The organism is Cryobacterium sp. Sr3 (assembly GCF_004402835.1).
Classification (GTDB): domain Bacteria; phylum Actinomycetota; class Actinomycetes; order Actinomycetales; family Microbacteriaceae; genus Cryobacterium; species Cryobacterium sandaracinum.
The window spans coordinates 1-15,656 of the sequence record NZ_SOFA01000032.1; the positions used below are offsets into that span (position 1 = coordinate 1).

General features: G+C 69.3%; 13 protein-coding genes. 2 read left to right on the top strand and 11 right to left on the bottom strand.

Going from position 1 to position 15,656, the window contains the following annotated elements; translation table 11 throughout:
• Positions 1-219: 219 nt before the first annotated feature.
• Positions 220-1,521, bottom strand: coding sequence for a tyrosine--tRNA ligase (gene tyrS / locus E3N94_RS08680; protein WP_241987092.1), 1,302 nt, complete (start codon positions 1,519-1,521; stop codon positions 220-222).
• 146 nt (positions 1,522-1,667) lie between these two features.
• Between tyrS and E3N94_RS08685 the strand changes: the two genes are divergently transcribed.
• Entirely contained in the window at positions 1,668-2,330 is a 663-nt protein-coding gene (locus tag E3N94_RS08685; protein WP_134375090.1) for a winged helix-turn-helix transcriptional regulator, read from the top strand.
• Positions 2,327-3,013, top strand: coding sequence for a hypothetical protein (locus tag E3N94_RS08690; RefSeq protein ID WP_134570091.1), 687 nt, complete (start codon positions 2,327-2,329; stop codon positions 3,011-3,013). Before E3N94_RS08685 ends, E3N94_RS08690 begins: the two co-directional genes overlap by 4 nt.
• Before the next feature lie 268 nt (positions 3,014-3,281).
• Here E3N94_RS08690 and E3N94_RS08695 read toward each other — a convergent pair whose 3' ends face one another.
• The 10 genes from E3N94_RS08695 to pheS all read right to left on the bottom strand — a co-directional run bounded on the left by E3N94_RS08695 (position 3,282) and on the right by pheS (position 15,638).
• Positions 3,282-3,893 (bottom strand): DNA-3-methyladenine glycosylase, encoded by a 612-nt coding sequence (locus E3N94_RS08695; protein WP_104101263.1) that lies wholly within the window; start codon positions 3,891-3,893, stop codon positions 3,282-3,284.
• The gene (gene argH / locus E3N94_RS08700; protein WP_134421003.1) at positions 3,890-5,332 is read right to left on the bottom strand and encodes an argininosuccinate lyase; all 1,443 of its coding nucleotides are present in this window, start codon (positions 5,330-5,332) and stop codon (positions 3,890-3,892) included. The genes E3N94_RS08695 and argH overlap by 4 nt, the downstream gene beginning before the upstream one ends.
• A gap of 7 nt (positions 5,333-5,339) precedes the next feature.
• Entirely contained in the window at positions 5,340-6,539 is a 1,200-nt protein-coding gene (locus E3N94_RS08705) for an argininosuccinate synthase (RefSeq protein ID WP_104101259.1), read from the bottom strand.
• Between the two features lie 62 nt (positions 6,540-6,601).
• On the bottom strand, positions 6,602-7,531 hold the full coding sequence (gene argF, locus E3N94_RS08710) for an ornithine carbamoyltransferase (RefSeq protein ID WP_134570092.1): 930 nt from the start codon (positions 7,529-7,531) through the stop codon (positions 6,602-6,604).
• A 38-nt stretch (positions 7,532-7,569) separates the two neighbouring features.
• On the bottom strand, positions 7,570-8,799 hold the full coding sequence (locus E3N94_RS08715) for an acetylornithine transaminase (protein ID WP_277870677.1): 1,230 nt from the start codon (positions 8,797-8,799) through the stop codon (positions 7,570-7,572).
• Complete coding sequence (argB, locus tag E3N94_RS08720) at positions 8,796-9,641, bottom strand: acetylglutamate kinase (protein ID WP_241973084.1); 846 nt, start codon at positions 9,639-9,641, stop codon at positions 8,796-8,798. Before argB ends, E3N94_RS08715 begins: the two co-directional genes overlap by 4 nt.
• Positions 9,642-9,727: 86 nt before the next feature.
• Positions 9,728-10,900 carry a bifunctional glutamate N-acetyltransferase/amino-acid acetyltransferase ArgJ gene (gene argJ / locus E3N94_RS08725; RefSeq protein ID WP_104170088.1) on the bottom strand — a complete coding sequence of 391 codons (1,173 nt, stop codon included), beginning with the start codon at positions 10,898-10,900 and terminating at the stop codon, positions 9,728-9,730.
• The gene (gene argC, locus E3N94_RS08730) at positions 10,897-11,940 is read right to left on the bottom strand and encodes an N-acetyl-gamma-glutamyl-phosphate reductase (RefSeq protein ID WP_134342194.1); all 1,044 of its coding nucleotides are present in this window, start codon (positions 11,938-11,940) and stop codon (positions 10,897-10,899) included. Before argC ends, argJ begins: the two co-directional genes overlap by 4 nt.
• A 123-nt stretch (positions 11,941-12,063) precedes the next feature.
• Positions 12,064-14,598 carry a phenylalanine--tRNA ligase subunit beta gene (gene pheT / locus E3N94_RS08735; protein WP_134570093.1) on the bottom strand — a complete coding sequence of 845 codons (2,535 nt, stop codon included), beginning with the start codon at positions 14,596-14,598 and terminating at the stop codon, positions 12,064-12,066.
• Positions 14,598-15,638, bottom strand: a complete 1,041-nt coding sequence (gene pheS, locus E3N94_RS08740; protein ID WP_134342196.1) for a phenylalanine--tRNA ligase subunit alpha — start codon at positions 15,636-15,638, stop codon at positions 14,598-14,600. The genes pheT and pheS overlap by 1 nt, the downstream gene beginning before the upstream one ends.
• Positions 15,639-15,656 lie beyond the last annotated feature (18 nt).

Below are 15,656 nucleotides of genomic sequence, written 5' to 3' on the forward strand. Positions count from 1 at the left end.
ATCTTAGGCCTCCCCCACACCCACCTGAAACAGGAACAAGCATGAGACGAAGCGAAAAACTGTGGTTCCACATGAGGCCGGGAAGCTCTGCGGCTTTCCGCACCTGTGGGGTACGTTTGAATACATTACGGCCGACACACCAGGCCGTCAAAACCAGCAACCGCCCGGGCGTGTCACGCCCCAACGGGGCGGAACGACCAGGCGACATCCGTCTCTGAATCAGACGACGAAAACGCCGGCCAAGGTCTTCTTCCCACGGCGGAGCACGGCCACTCCCCCGGGAAGCACGGCACCCTCGATGGTCTGGTCATCGCTCAGCACCTTCACGTTGTTGAGATAGACCCCACCCTGGCTGATGGCACGGCGGGCTTCGCTCAGACTCATGCTGAGTCCGGTGTCGACCAGCAGCTGCACCACGGGGGCGTGCGGGGCGGTCGTCGTGTTCGGGAGTTCTCGCAGCGCGGCTTCGAGGGTGGCCTCGTCGAGATCGGACAGCTCACCCTGGCCGAAGAGGGCATGCGCGGCCTGGATGGCGGCATCCGTCGCGGCACGGCCGTGAACAAGGCTCGTCACGGACACGGCGAGCGTGCGCTGGGCGAGGCGTTTGAACGGTTCCGCCGCCACGGCACCCGCGAGCTCCTCGATGTCGGACCGGGTGAGGAAGGTGAACACCTTCAGCCGGTTGAGGACATCGGCATCGTCGGTGTTGAGCCAGAACTGGTAGAACGCGTACGGGCTGGTGAGGGTGGGGTCGAGCCAGACCGCGTTGCCCTCACTCTTGCCGAACTTGGTGCCGTCGCTGTTCGTGATCAGCGGGGTGCCGATGGCGTGGGCGCTCTCCCCCTCCGCCTTGCGGATGAGGTCGATACCGCTGGTGAGGTTGCCCCACTGGTCGCTGCCTCCGGTCTGCAGCACGCAGCCGTACGTGCGGAAGAGCTCGAGGAAGTCCATCCCCTGCAGAACCTGGTAACTGAACTCGGTGTAGCTGATGCCGGAGTCGGAATTCAGCCGGGCGCTCACGGCATCCTTCTTGAGCATGCTGCCGACCCGGAAGTACTTGCCGATGTCGCGCAGGAAGTCGATGGCACTGAGCGGGGCGGTCCAGTCCAGGTTGTTCACCAGGGTGACGGCGTTGTCGCCCTCCGAGCTCAGAAAGCGCGAGACCTGGGCCTGGAGGTAGCCCACCCACTCGCCGACGACATCCCGAGAGTTCAGGGTGCGCTCGGCCGTGGGGCGCGGGTCACCGATCAGTCCGGTGGACCCACCGACCAGGCCGAGGGGCTTATGTCCGGCCAGCTGCAGCCGGCGCATGAGCAGCAGCTGCACGAGGTTGCCGAGGTGCAGGCTCGGGGCGGTCGGGTCGAAGCCGCAGTAGAACGTGACCGGCGGGCCGGCGAGCAGCTCACGCAGTTCGGTGGTGTCGGTGGACACCTGTACCAGGCCTCGCCAGGAGATCTCCTCCCAGACGTCGTCGAAGGTCGGGTCGTTGGCTTGCAGGGCGAGGATGGCTGGATCTGACACGAGCCAAGGATATCAGCGCCCGACTCGCTGCCCGGGAATTCAGGACCACACCTTGATCGGCAAATATTAAGCCTATAGGCTAAATTAGTGTAGATTCATCGTGGAAGCTTCATATCAGCCCGCCAACTCCGTCGGAGGTCCCGCCCATGTTCGTCATCACGGCCGACCAGGTCGACAGCCGCAACGATCGCGATCGGGCCGGCGAGATGATCGCCGAGCTCGTGGCCGCGTACGGCCCGGCGTTCACGCTGCCGCCCGACCAGACGTCCGGCGATGAGATCCAGCTACTGCTGCCCGACGCCGGCACGGCCCTTGCCGCCGTTCTCGCGCTGCATCGCGCGGGCCATTGGAGCATCGGGCTCGGCATCGGCGAGGTGCGCACCCCTCTTCCAGAAACAACCCGGCAGGCCTCCGGCGGTGCGTTCGTCGCGGCGCGGGCGGCCGTGACGCGGGCAAAGAAGGCCGAGGCCCGTTTCAGTCTCGAGGTTGATCCGGCCGCTGGCCGTACTGCTGGCCGTACTGCTGGCCGCTCTGCTCCGCTGCTCGACGCCGACGGGGTGGAAGCACTCATCACCAATCTGCTGCTCCTTCGCCAGCGTCGCTCGCAGGAGGGCTGGGCGGCCATCGACCTGCTGGCGAGCGGGATGTCCCAGGTGGAGATCGCCGCCGAGCTCGGCATTTCCCCCGCCGCCGTCAGCCAGCGCATCCGAATCGCCCTCTGGAGGGTCGACCAGTCCGCCCAGCCCGCACTCGTTAGGCTGCTGGAGAACCTCGAGCACGCCACGACCGAAACGGACCCTGCCGCATGATCTCCTCGTCCTTCCCGATCGTTGCCTACCTCTACTGGATGTCCCTCCTGGTCGTCACCACCGGCTCGCTGGTCTTCGCCATCCTCGCGTTCCGGCGCCAGAAGCCGCAGTTCGCCGCGGTCTCCGGCGGCGCCCTCGCTGCGGCCCTGATGATCGCCGCCCTCCCCTCGCCCGGAGGCGCGACCGTGTCGGGCGTGCTCCTCGGCATGGTGGCCCTCGGTCTCGCCGTGGTCGGCGGCGGCCCGGCGGCGCTGCTTGCGCTGAGGCTGGCCACGAACAACTCCGTGCCCCAAGGCCAGCACGGCGGGATCCTGGTCGACAACGGCGGCGCTCCCGTGACACCGGAGCCGGGCCGCGCGTCCGGGGTTGATGCCGGCGCACCGGATGCACCGGATGCCACCGGTGTACCCGATGGTGAGGGGACGGCCGGAACGCACGGCACTTTCGTGCACGAGGTGCTGCGCGGTGGATTGATGATCGGAATCCTGGAGCGCCTCGCCGTGGCCGGCGCGATCCTGGCGGGCTTCCCGGAGGCCATCGCGGTCGTCGTGGCGATCAAGGGCGTCGGCCGCTTCACCGAGCTGGCCACGGCCGAGGCCCGGGAGCGGTTCATCATCGGCACGCTGGCGAGCCTGATCTGGGCGTGCGCGTGCGCCGCCCTGGTGCAGATCGCCCTGACGTAGGCGCCGGTCGGCGGTCGAGCTTGCCGGGATCCGGTGACCCGAACCTGCCGCGCGACCCGGGACATCCGTGCCGATCGCGCTGACGTAACCTCGGAGATTTTCGCGACACGCCGGTCGGCCCCCGAACCGGCGTTTCCCGAAAATCTCCGCTTTTATATGACGACGGATGCCCCAGCGCGGGTCCCGGTGATGGCGCGAGCCCGGCGACGGCCCGAGCCTGTCGACCGCCCGACCCTGTCGACGGTGCTCGCCTGTCGACGACGCGCGCCTAGCGAGAGTCGGGCTCAGCGCCCAGCTTCGGATGTCGCCGGTACGGCGACACCGACGCGTCGCCCGGGATCCAGAATCGCCACGGATACTCCGCTCCCCCGCCGACGCCGCCGACTCCGGTGCGGGGTCCGCTGCGGAAAGCGACCGGTTCGGGAGGCAGGGTCAGCGTGAACGGCGCCTCACCGAGGTCCGCACCGTCGTCTCCCAGCCCGATGCCGAGCGCCAGCGTGAGCCGGGCCGGGCCGCGTGCCAGGTCGCGGTCGCTGCGTGAGGTGGGGCGGCGCATCCGTGCCTCGGCGACACCGTCGACGATCTCGCCGGCGCGCAGCAGCACGGCGGACGCTTCGCCGCCCGGCGAGCAGACGATGTTCGCACAGACGTGCATGCCGTAGCTGAAGTACGCGTAGAGGTGGCCGCTCGGGCCGAACATCGACGCGTTCCGCCGGGTCTGGCCACGGAAGGCGTGCGAGCCGGGGTCGAGCCCTTGCCCGAGGTAGGCCTCCACCTCGGTGATGCGCAGCCGCACCCCGGCGCGGTCGAGCAGCGCGCCCAACAACTGTGGCGCGACCTCAACCGCCGGTCGCGCCAGAATGCCGTCGGCGAGTGTCACATGCCGAGCGCAGCCGCCAGCGCGCGCACCCGGGTGACGAGCGCCGCGCGCTGCTCCGCCACGCGCATCGGGGCGGTCCCGCCCTGGCCGTCGCGGCGGGACACCGAACCGGTGATGGTGAGTACCTCGCGCACGTCCGGCGTGAGGTGCGGCGACAGCGCGAGCAGCGCGGCGTCGTCCACCTCGTGCAGGTCGAGCCCGTTCCGCTCCGCGAACTTCACCAGCGAACCGGTGATTTCGTGCGCGTCCCGGAACGTGACCTGCTGCTTGACGAGCCACTCGGCGACGTCGGTGGCCAGGGAGAATCCCTGGGGGGCGAGCTCGGCCATCCGTTCAGTGTGGAAGGTCAGGGTCGCGATCATTCCGCTGAAGGCCGGCAGGAGCACCTCGAGCGTCTCGATCGAGTCGAAGACTGGCTCCTTGTCTTCCTGCAGGTCGCGGTTGTAGGCGAGCGGCAACCCCTTGAGAGTGGTCAGCAGACCGGTCAGGTTGCCGATCAGGCGCCCCGCCTTGCCGCGGGCCAGCTCGGCGATGTCCGGGTTCTTCTTCTGCGGCATGATCGACGACCCGGTGGAGTAGGAGTCGTCGAGGGTGACGAAACCGAACTCGCGGGTGTTCCAGAGGATGATCTCCTCGGCCAGACGGGACAGGTCGATACCGATCTGGGCGGTGATGTACGCGAACTCGGCGACCAGGTCGCGGCTCGCGGTGCCGTCGATCGAGTTCTCGACCACAGCGCTGAAGCCGAGGTCGGCCGCCACCAGGTTGGCGTCGAGGCCGAGCGTGTTGCCGGCCAGGGCACCAGACCCATAGGGCGAGTAGTCGGCGCGCGTGTTCCAGTCGGTGAACCGCTCGAGGTCGCGCACGAGCGGCCAGCAGTGCGCGAACAGGTGGTGGGCGAGCAGCACCGGCTGGGCGTGCTGCAGATGCGTGCGGCCCGGCATGATGGCCTCGTCGTTCGCTTCGGCCTGCGACGCCAGGGCGTCGATCAGGTCGATGACGTGGGCGGAGATGCCCTTCGCCTTGTCGCGCAGCAGCATCCGCACCAGGGTGGCGACCTGGTCGTTGCGGCTGCGGCCGGCGCGCAGCTTGCCGCCCAGTTCGACGCCGACGATGTCGATCAGGCCGCGTTCCAAGGCCGAATGCACATCCTCGTCGGATTCTGCGGGAAGGAAGCTCTCGTCGACCACGGCCTGCATCAGGGTGTCGAGGCCGGCGATCATGGCGACGAGTTCCGGGGCGGTCAGGTAACCGGCCGCGGCCAGGGCCCGCGCGTGGGCCTGGGAACCACGGATGTCGTAGGGAGCCAGCGGCCAGTCGAACTGGGTCGACTTGCTCAGCTTCGCCAGTTCCGGCGACGGTCCCCCGGCGAAGCGGCCACCCCAGAGGGCGCCCGCCTTGCCCGCGCGGTTCTCGTGCGTGTCCGTGTCGCCAGCCACGTCAGCCCTACTTGCCGGCGAGGTCGCGGCGGGCCGAGATCTTGCTCGGCAGCGACCACAGCTCGATGAAACCCTTGGCCATGGACTGGTCGAAAGTGTCCCCGGTGTCGTAGGTGGCGAGGTTGAAGTCGTAGAGGCTCTGCGTGGACTTGCGGCCGGTGACGACGGCGGTGCCGGCATGCATCTTCAGACGGATGTCACCGGTCACGTGCTTCTGCGTCTCGTCGATGAACACGTCGAGTGCGCGCTTCAGACCGGAGAACCAGAGGCCGTCGTAGACGAGTTCGGCCCACTTGGACTCGACCGTGCGCTTGTAGCGGGCCAGGTCACGTTCCACGGTCATGTTCTCGAGCTCTTCGTGCGCGGCGATCAGGGCGATGCCGGCGGGGGCCTCGTAGACCTCGCGGCTCTTGATGCCGACGAGGCGGTCCTCAACGATGTCGATCCGTCCGACGCCCTGGTTGCCGGCGAGCAGGTTCATCATTTCGATGGCCTGCAGCGGGGTGACGGCGACGCCGTCAATCGCGACGGGAACACCCTGGTCGAAGCTGATGACGACCTCGGTGGGCTCGCGAGTCACGGCCGGGTCCTGCGTGTACGTGTAGAGGTCTTCGATCGGGGCATTCCACGGGTCTTCGAGGAAGCCGGTTTCGACCGCACGGCCGTAGACGTTCTGGTCGATCGAGTAGGGGCTCTTCTTCGACTGTGCGATGGGCAGGTCGTGCAGCGCCGCGTATTCGATGGCTTTGTCCCGGGTGAGGGCGAAATCGCGCACCGGGGCGAGCGAGGTGAGCTCGGGCGCGAGGGCGGCGACGGCGGCCTCGAAGCGCACCTGGTCGTTGCCCTTGCCGGTGCAGCCGTGCGCGACGCTGTTCGCTCCGAGCTCCTTGGCCGTGGAGGCGAGGTACTTGGCGATCAGCGGGCGGCTGAGCGCGGAGACGAGCGGGTAACGCTTCTGGTAGAGCGCGTTGGCCTTGAGGGCCGGCACGACGTAGTCGCTGGCGAACTCGTCCTTCGCGTCGACGACGATGGACTCGACGGCGCCGCAGTCCAGGGCGCGCTGGCGGATGACGTCCATATCCTCGCCGCTCTGTCCCACGTCGATGGCGAGGGCCACGACCTCTTTGCCGGTTGCATCCTTCAGCCAGCCGATGCCAACCGAGGTATCGAGTCCGCCCGAATATGCCAGCACAACGCGTTCAGCCATGGTTCTCCCTAAAAATTCGATCTGATCAAGTTTACGGTCATGCTGTGACGCCCGCCGGGGCGTTAGGCGCCGTTCTGGGTGAGCAGCCAGACGAGCAGCGCCTTCTGGGCGTGCAGGCGATTTTCGGCCTCGTCCCAGATGATGCTCTGCGCGCCGTCGATGACGTCGGCGGTCACCTCGTAACCGCGGTCAGCCGGCAGACAGTGCAGGAAGTGAGCGTCGGGCTTCGCGAGCGCCATCAGGGCGGCGTCCACACGGTAGCGACCGAGGTCACCCAGGCGGGTGGCCTTCTCCTCTTCCTTGCCCATCGACACCCAGGTGTCGGTGACGACCACGTCGACGCCGGTGACGGCCGCGACCGGGTCGGTGAAGAGCTCCACGGAGCCGCCGGTTCGCAGGGCGATCGCCGCGGCATCCGCGACGACCTCGTCGGTGGGCGTGTACCCGACCGGGGAGGCGATGCGCACGTGCATGCCCGCGGTCGCGCCGGCAAGCAGGTAGGACTGGCCCATGTTGCAGGCTCCGTCGCCGAGGAACGCGAGGGTCTGACCGGCCAGGTCGCCGCGGTGCTCACGGATGGTGAGCAGGTCGGCGAGCAACTGGCAGGGGTGGAAGTCGTCGGACAGCGCATTGACGACGGGCACCGTGGTGCCGAGGGCCATCTCCTCGAGTCCGGCCTGGCCGTAGGTGCGCCAGACGATCGCGGCCACCTGGCGCTCGAGCACGCGGGCCGTGTCGGAGGCGGTTTCCTTGCCACCGAGCTGGCTGTTCGCGGTGCTGATGATCAGCGGGCTGCCGCCGAGGTCGGCGATCCCCACGGCGAAGGAGACCCGGGTGCGGGTCGATGACTTGTCGAAGATGACAGCCACGGTCTGCGGGCCGGCCAGAGGTTTGACCGCGAATCGGTCACGCTTGAGGTCCAGGGCAAGGTCGAGGATCTCGGCCTGTTCGGCCGGTGAGATGTCGTCGTCGCGCAGGAAATGGCGGGTCACGGTGTCACTTTCGCTTCTGGGGAATAGATCGTTCAACTCTAGAGGCTGGCCAGAGCGAGCCCGAATCGGCACTCGAAATCGGCCAGTTCGTCGTCGCCGACGATGAGGGGCGGGGCCAGACGGATGGTGGACTCGTTTGCGGCGTTCACGATCAAGCCGTTGCTCTGGGCCGCGGCCGCCAGGCGGGTGGCGACCGGTTCGGTCAGCCCGACACCGAGTAGGAGCCCGCGGCCGCGCACCTCGCCGATGAGGGGGGAACCGAAACCGGCGAGGATCTCCCGCAGCTGCTCGCCGCGCCGCGCGGCGTTGGCGACCAGGCCGTCGGCCTCGATGGCGCCGAGCACGGCGTTGGCGGCGGCCGTGACGAGCGGGTTGCCGGCATAGGTTGAGCCGTGCTGGCCGCGCTGGAACAGCTCCGACGCTGCCCCGAAGGTGACGAGGGCGCCGATGGGCAGGCCGCCGCCGATCCCCTTCGCCAGCGTGAGCGCATCCGGCTGGATACCGTCGTGCTGGTAGGCGAACCACTCGCCGGTGCGGCCGGCGCCGGTCTGCACCTCGTCGAGGATGAGCAGCACGCCGTTTCGGGTGCACAGCTCGCGGGCGTGGCGCAGGAACCCTGCGGGCAGGTCGACCACCCCGGCCTCGCCCTGCACGGGCTCGAGGAAGAGGGCGGCGACGGTCTCGTCGATCGCGGCGTCCAGCCCCTCGAGCGTGGCGTGGATGTGCTCGACCCCCTCGGGGACCGGCAGGAACGGCTCGCGCATGGCCGGCTTGCCGGAGAGGGCGAGCGCCCCCATCGTGCGGCCGTGGAACGAGTCGTGAAGGGAGAGGATGCGGGTTCGGCTGCCACCGTCGGTGTTCAGTCGGGCCAGCTTGAATGCGGCCTCGTTGGCCTCGGCGCCGGAATTGCAGAAGTAGACCCGGCCGGCCTGTCCCGCACCGGTGAGGCGCTTGAGCCGTTCGGCCAGTTCCAGCTGCGGTGGCGACGCGAAGTAGTTCGAGACGTGGGCAAGCCGGCCGACCTGGTCGGTGACCGCGGCGACGAGAGCCGGATGCGCGTGGCCGAGCGAGTTCACGGCGATTCCGGCGAGGAAGTCGAGGTACTTCGTGCCCTCGTCGTCCCAGACGTAGCACCCCTTCCCGCGCACGAGCATCGCCAGCGGCGGTGCGATCGTGTGCATCATGGCGGCGCTGAAACGCTCGCGCCAGTCGGGGGTGCCGGAATCGGCCATCTGTGCGGTGCTCGATTCTGGGTGCGTATTGCTCATGCCGGGACCACTTCGGTTCCAATCCCGCTGCCGGTGAAGACCTCGAGCAGGATCGAGTGTGGTACCCGGCCGTCGATGATGGCCGCCTTCGCGACGCCACCCTCGACCGCGTCGAGGCAGGCCGTCATCTTGGGGATCATTCCCGACTCGAGGCCCGGCAGCAGGGAGCGAAGCGAGTCCACGTCGATGACCGACACCAGCGAGTCGTGGTTGGGCCAGTCGCTGTACAGCCCCGCGACATCGGTCAGGATGACCAGTTTGACGGCGCCGAGCGCGACCGCGAGGGCCGCGGCGGCGGCGTCGGCGTTGATGTTCAGGGACTGGCCCGGGACATCCGTGTCGGGTGCGATCGAGGAGACGACCGGTATACGGCCGGCGGCGAGCTGGGCGAGCACGGCCTCGGGGTCGACGCCGATCACGTCGCCGACGAGGCCGAGGTCGACCTCGCCGCCGTCGATGACGGTGCCGCGGCGACGGCCCTGGAACAGCCCGGCGTCCTCGCCGGACAGCCCGGCCGACAGCGGGCCGTGCTGGTTGATGCGGCTGACCAGCTCGCGGTTGATCTGGCCGGTGAGCACCATCCGCACGACGTCCATCGCCTCGGGCGTGGTCACCCGGTAGCCACCGCGGAACTCGCTCGCGATGCCGAGGCGGTCGAGCATCGCGGAGATCTGCGGGCCGCCGCCGTGCACGACGACGGGGCGGATGCCGGCATAACGCAGGTACACCATGTCTTCGGCGAACGCTCGCTGCAGTTCCTCGCTGACCATGGCGTTGCCACCGAACTTGACCACGATGATCTGGTCGTGGAACCGCTTGAGCCAGGGCAGCGACTCAATCAGCGTGGCGGCCTTGACGGCTGCCTCCGCCCGGCTGTTCGTCTCGTCGCCTGGGGTCGTCTCGTCGCCGGGGGTTTCGTGGACCGGGTTCAACTCGAGTACGCGCTGTTCTCTTCGACGTAGGCGTGGGTGAGGTCGTTGGTCCAGATGGTGGCCGTCTCGTCGCCCTCGTGCAGGTCGATCAGCACGGAGACCGAGCGGGGGGTCAGGTCGACGAGCTCACGCGGCTGGTCGGGTTCCCCCGCGGTGCAGACCTGCACGCCATTGATGGCGACGTCGATGCCGTAGGGGTCGAAGGCGGCATCCGTCGTACCGACCGCCGCGAGCACGCGGCCCCAATTCGGGTCGTTGCCGAAGATCGCGGTCTTGAACAGGTTGCTGCGGGAGACCGCGCGGGCGACCGTGACGGCGTCGGCCTCGGTGCCGGCGTGCCGCACCGTAATGGCGACGTCGTGGGCGGACCCCTCGGCGTCGGCCTGCAGCTGCAGGGTGAGGTCCTGGCAGATGGCGATCAGGGCATCCGTGAATTCGGCCAGGTCGGCGGTGACCCCGCTCGCCCCGGAGCCGAGGAGGGTGACAGTGTCGTTGGTGGACATGCAGCCGTCGGAGTCGAGGCGGTCGAACGTGACCCGGGTGGCCTGGCGGAGGGCCACGTCCAGCTGCTCGGAGTCGAGCACGGCGTCGGTGGTCAGCACCACGAGCATGGTGGCAAGGCCAGGCGCGAGCATTCCGGCGCCCTTGGCCATGCCGCCGATGGTCCAGCCGGTGTCGGAAACGAGCATGGTCTGCTTGGGTGTGGTGTCGGTGGTCATGATCGCCTGCGCCGCGGCCAGGCCGGCGGCGTCGGAGGTGGCCTTCTCACCCTGCAGCGCGAGGGTCGCGTCCCACACGCCGGCGGTGATCTTGCCGAGGTCGAGCTGTTCGCCGATCAGGCCGGTGGAACAGACCAGCACCTCGCCGGCGGAGATCTCCAAGCGGTCGGCGATGGCCTCGGCGGTGGCGTGCGTGGTCTGGAAGCCGATGCTGCCGGTGTAGCAGTTCGCGCCGCCCGAGTTGAGCACGATGGCCTTGACTCGGCCGCCCTTCATGACCTGCTCGCTCCAAAGCACCGGGTTCGCCTTGCACCGGTTACTGGTGAAAACGCTGGCCGCGCTGGTGAGCGGGCCGAGGTTCTGCACGACGGCGAGGTCGAGCCCGCCGGACTGTTTCAGGCCGGCGGTAACTCCGGCGGCGGCGAACCCGGCGGGGGCGGTGACACTCATGGGGCAACTCCATTCGTGCTCAGGCCCGTGGTCTCGGGCAGTCCCAACGCCAGGTTGGCGGACTGGATGGCGGCACCGGCGGTGCCCTTGGTGAGATTGTCGACGGCGGTGATCGTCACGACGCGGCCCACGGCCTCGTCGACGGCGAGGCCGATCAGCGCGGTGTTGGCGCCGAGCACATCGCCCGTGCGCGGGAATCGGCCCTCCGGCAGCACATGCACGAACGGTTCGTCGGCGTAGGTCGCCTCCCAGGCGGCGCGCACCGCGGCGCCGGATGTGCCGGGCACGAGACGGGCCGTCGCGGTGCAGAGGATTCCCCGCGACATCGGCACGATCACCGGGGTGAATGAGATGGTCGGGTTCGAGGCCCCTGCCCAGCGCAGGCTCTGCTGGATTTCGGGGATGTGGCGGTGCACGCCGCCGACCGCGTAGGGGTTCGCGGAGCCGAGGATCTCGCTTGCGAGGTTCGGCAGCGTCAGACTCTTGCCGGCGCCGGAGGGTCCGACCGCGAGCACCGCGGCCAAGTCTTCGGGCTCGATCACCCCGGCACGGATGCCCGGCGCCAGCGCCAACGCCACCGTGCTCGCGTTGCAGCCGGGGGCGGCGACGCGGCGGGAGCCGGCCAACCGGGAGCGCTGCGTGCCGCCGACCACCGGGAGCTCGGGCACGCCGTAGGTCCAGGCGCCGAAGTAGTCGCCCCCGTAGAACGCCGCCCAGTCGCTCTCACTTTCGAGCCGATGGTCGGCACCGCAGTCCACGACGAGCGTGTCGGCGGAAAGGTGCGCGGTGAGGGCACCGGATGCTCCGTGGGGCAGGGCGAGGAACACCACATCGTGCCCGGCGAGGGTTTCGGGCGTCGTGTCGACCAGGGTGAGGTGCGCGAGCGAGCGCAGGTGCGGCTGCGCGTCGATCAGACGCTGCCCGGCAGTGCTGTGCGCCGTGACCGTGCGCACCTCGAAGTCGGGGTGCCCGGCCAACAGACGCAACAATTCACCGCCCGCGTAGCCACTCGCACCTGCCACCGCCACCGAAAAAGACATGTTCCCAACCTAGCGCGCCGCCCCGCGCGCCGAGAATCGCCGTTCGCGCCGATAATCGCCGCCCGGGCGGTGACTCTCGGCGCGCGGAGCGGGCGCCAGCCCGCGCTACTCGCGCTACTCGCGCTACTCGCGGAGAGCTGCCCCGAAGCGGGCGGCGGCCACCGCGACGCCGGCGAGTTTGGCGTCGCTGGCCTCCGCGGCGGTGAGGGTGCGCTCCGGCGCCCGGAACCGCAGCGCGAACGTCAGTGACTTGCGCCCGGACGGCACGCCCGTGCCGCGGTAATCGTCGACGAGTTCGGCGTGGTCGAGCAGCGGCCCGCAGCCCTCGAGCAGCGTGCGGAGCACGTCGCCGGCCGGCACGCCGGCGTCGACCACGAGGGACAGGTCCTGTGTGGCGGCCGGCATCGTGGCGATCGGTGTGGCGCGCAGCTCGGCGCCGGCCTCCGCGAACACGGCGGTCAGGTCGATCTCGGCAACCGCGACGACCGCGGGCAGGTCCGCGTCGCGGGCGATGCTGGGCAGCAGTTCGCCGGCGTAGCCGACCGAGGTCGTGCCGGCATCCGTCGTCACGAACAGCTCGGCGGTGCGGCCGGGATGCATGGCCTGGTGCGAACCCTGGCGAACCGTGATCGGAACGCCGGCGGCCAGCGCGACCTGCTGCACCGCGGCGAGGGCGTGCTGCCAGCTTGCGGCCACGGCGGGCTGCCCCGGCTGGTGCCGCACGACGGAGCCGGTCAGCACGACCGCCACCGACAGAGGCTGCGGCGGGATGCCCGCGTTGAGCTCGGCCTCCAGCTGCGCGCTCGGGCGCACCGCGCCGGGCGGCACGACGGAGCCGCCGTAACGGATGCCCGCCACCGGCCGGAACACCAAGCCCAGTTCGAAGACGGCCAGGTCGGTGAGGCCGCGCGAGCGGTTGCGGTGTGCGATCTGCAGCAGCCCGGGCAGGATCGACGTGCGCAGGAACGGCGCCTCTCCGTCGAGCGGGTTGGCAACCCGGATCTGCGGAACAGCAGGGCCGATGGGCAGCCCGAACAGGTTGTTCGACTTCTCCGCCACGAACGGGTACGCGAGCACCTCGGTGTGGCCGGTGGCCGCCAGGGTCTGCGCCACCTGGCGGCGCAGGGTCTGCGCGTGGGTGAGGCTGCGCCCGGGCGCGGCGACGGGCAGCACCGAGGGGATGCGGTCGTAACCGACGATGCGGGCGACTTCCTCGGCCAGGGTCCACTTGTCCGTCAGGTCGGGGCGCCAGCTCGGGGCGGTGACGTTCAGCCCGATCTCGGTCTCCTCGATCGAGGCGCCGATCTCGGCCAGCGAGGTGCGCACCTCCTCGCGGGTGTAGTCGAGTCCGATCAGGCCGGAGATGAAGCCGGTCGGCAGGAAGATCGGCTCGGCGTCGGGCGTGGCGTCGTGCAGGGAGCCGAGGCCGTCGGCTTCTCCCCCGGAGAGCTCGACCAGCAACTGAACGACGCGGGCGGCGGCGACCGCGGCCACGGCCGGGTCCACCCCGCGCTCGAACCTGCGGGATGCCTCGCTGGGAAGCTTGTGCCGACGGGCCGTGCGCGCGATCGATACCGGGTCGAAGTTCGCGGCCTCGATCAGCACATTCGTGGTCGCGGAACCGATCTCGGTGCTCTGACCGCCCATTACGCCGGCCAGACCGATCGGTCCGGACTCGTCGGTGATCAGCAAGTCTTCGGCGTTGAGAATGCGGGTGACGTCGTCGAGGGTGACGAGCTTCTCGCCCGGTTCTGCACGACGCACGGTGATACCGCCGGCCAGCTTGTCAAGGTCGTAGCCGTGGATCGGCTGGCCGAGCTCGATCATCACGTAGTTGGTGACGTCGACGATCAGCGAGATCGAACGGATGCCGGCCAGCTTCAGGCGGGCGATCAACCAGGCCGGAGACGGCCGGGTGGGGTCCACGCCGCGCACCGCGCGGGTGACGAACACGCTCGCGCCGACGCGACCGCGGATCGGGGCCTGATCGGCGATGGTGACCGGGAAGGCGACCGTGAACGCGTCCGCGGTGACGGAGAGCGCCGGGTCGCGGAAGGCAGCCCCGGTGGCGTGCGCGTACTCGCGGGCGACGCCACGGATCGAGAAGGCGTAGCCCCGGTCGGGCGTGACGTTGATCTCGACGGCGGTGTCGTCCAGGCCCAGCAGGCTGATCGCATCCGTGCCGATCTCGGGGTCGAGGCCGAGGCTGCCGAGCACCAGGATGCCGTCGTGCTCGTCGCCGAGGCCGAGTTCGCGGGCCGAGGCGATCATGCCGTCGGACACGTGGCCGTAGGTCTTGCGGGGCGCGATCGGGAACGGACCGGGCAGCACGGCGCCGGGCAGGGTCACGACAACCTTGTCGCCGACGACGAAGTTGTGGGCGCCGCAGACAATGCCGTGCACGGCCGGGCCGCCGTCGGCCGCGAGCTCGCCGTCAGCGGCGACGCGCACCTGGCACCAGTTGATGGTCTTGCCGTTGGTCTGCTCCTCGCCGACGAACTCGAGCACCTGGCCGACCACGATCGGCCCGGTCAGCTCGAAGCGGTGGATCTCCTCCTCTTCGAGGCCCACGCTCACCAGGGCGGCGTGCACGTCCTCGGGCGTGATACCCGGGGCCAGGTCGACGAACTCAGCCAGCCAGCTCAGTGGTACGCGCATCAGACGGTCATCCCGTACTGCTGGCTGAACCGGACGTCGCCTTCGACCATGTCGTGCATATCCTTCACATCATTTCGGAACATCAATGCCCGTTCGACGCCGACGCCGAACGCGAATCCGGAGTAGACCTCCGGGTCGATCCCGGCGGAACGCAACACATTGGCGTTGACCATGCCGCAGCCGCCCCACTCGATCCAGCGGGCGCCGTCCTTGAAGGTCGGGTGCCACAGGTCGAGTTCGGCGCTCGGCTCGGTGAACGGGAAGTAGTTGGGGCGCAGGCGCACCTTCGCCTCGGGGCCGAACATGGCCTGCACGAAATGGTCGAGAGTGCCGCGCAGGTGCGCCATGGTCAGGCCCTTGTCGACGGCGATGCCCTCGATCTGGTGGAACACGGGCGTGTGCGTGGCGTCAAGTTCGTCGGTGCGGAACACCCGGCCGGGCGCGACGACGTAAACGGGAAGTTCGCGCGACAACAGGGCACGCAGCTGTACCGGCGAGGTGTGGGTGCGCAGTACCAGGTGTGCCTCGGGTGGGTCGATGAAGAACGTGTCCTGCATGGCACGGGCCGGGTGGTCCTCGTCGAAATTGAGGGCGTCGAAGTTGAACCACTCGCTCTCGAGCTCGGGGCCCTCGGCGACCTCCCAGCCCATGCCGACGAAGACATCCGCGACGCGCTCCTGCAACAGGGTGAGCGGATGCCGCGCGCCGGGCTTCCAGGTGGAGGCCGCCGCCGTCACGTCGACCGTTTCGGCCGCGAGCTGAGCGGTTGCCTCAGCCTCGGTGATCGCGGCCTCGCGGGCGGAGAACGCCTGGGCGACGGCACCTCGGGCCTGGCCGAGAAGCTTGCCGGCGGCGGCCTTCTGGTTGCCCGGCACGCTGCGCATCAGCGCGTTGAGTCGGGCCAGCGGGGAGGCCTCGCCGGTGTGCTCGGTGCGCACGGTTTTCAGGGCCGCGGAGTCGTTCGCGGCGTCAATGGCGGCGAGTGCGGCGTCGACGGCCGCGCTCACGACTGGTTCAGAGATCTCAGTGGGGTCAGACACAAGGCACAAGTTTAGTGC

Coding starts and splice junctions, on each gene's coding strand:
- E3N94_RS08685 (WP_134375090.1), top strand. CDS start 1,668: ATGTTCGTCATCACGGCCGACCAGGTCGACAGCCGCAACGATCGCGAT.
- E3N94_RS08690 (WP_134570091.1), top strand. CDS start 2,327: ATGATCTCCTCGTCCTTCCCGATCGTTGCCTACCTCTACTGGATGTCC.
- E3N94_RS08705 (WP_104101259.1), bottom strand. CDS start 6,539: ATGGCTGAACGCGTTGTGCTGGCATATTCGGGCGGACTCGATACCTCG.
- E3N94_RS08715 (WP_277870677.1), bottom strand. CDS start 8,799: ATGAGCAATACGCACCCAGAATCGAGCACCGCACAGATGGCCGATTCC.
- argJ (WP_104170088.1), bottom strand. CDS start 10,900: ATGAGTGTCACCGCCCCCGCCGGGTTCGCCGCCGCCGGAGTTACCGCC.
- argC (WP_134342194.1), bottom strand. CDS start 11,940: ATGTCTTTTTCGGTGGCGGTGGCAGGTGCGAGTGGCTACGCGGGCGGT.
- pheT (WP_134570093.1), bottom strand. CDS start 14,598: ATGCGCGTACCACTGAGCTGGCTGGCTGAGTTCGTCGACCTGGCCCCG.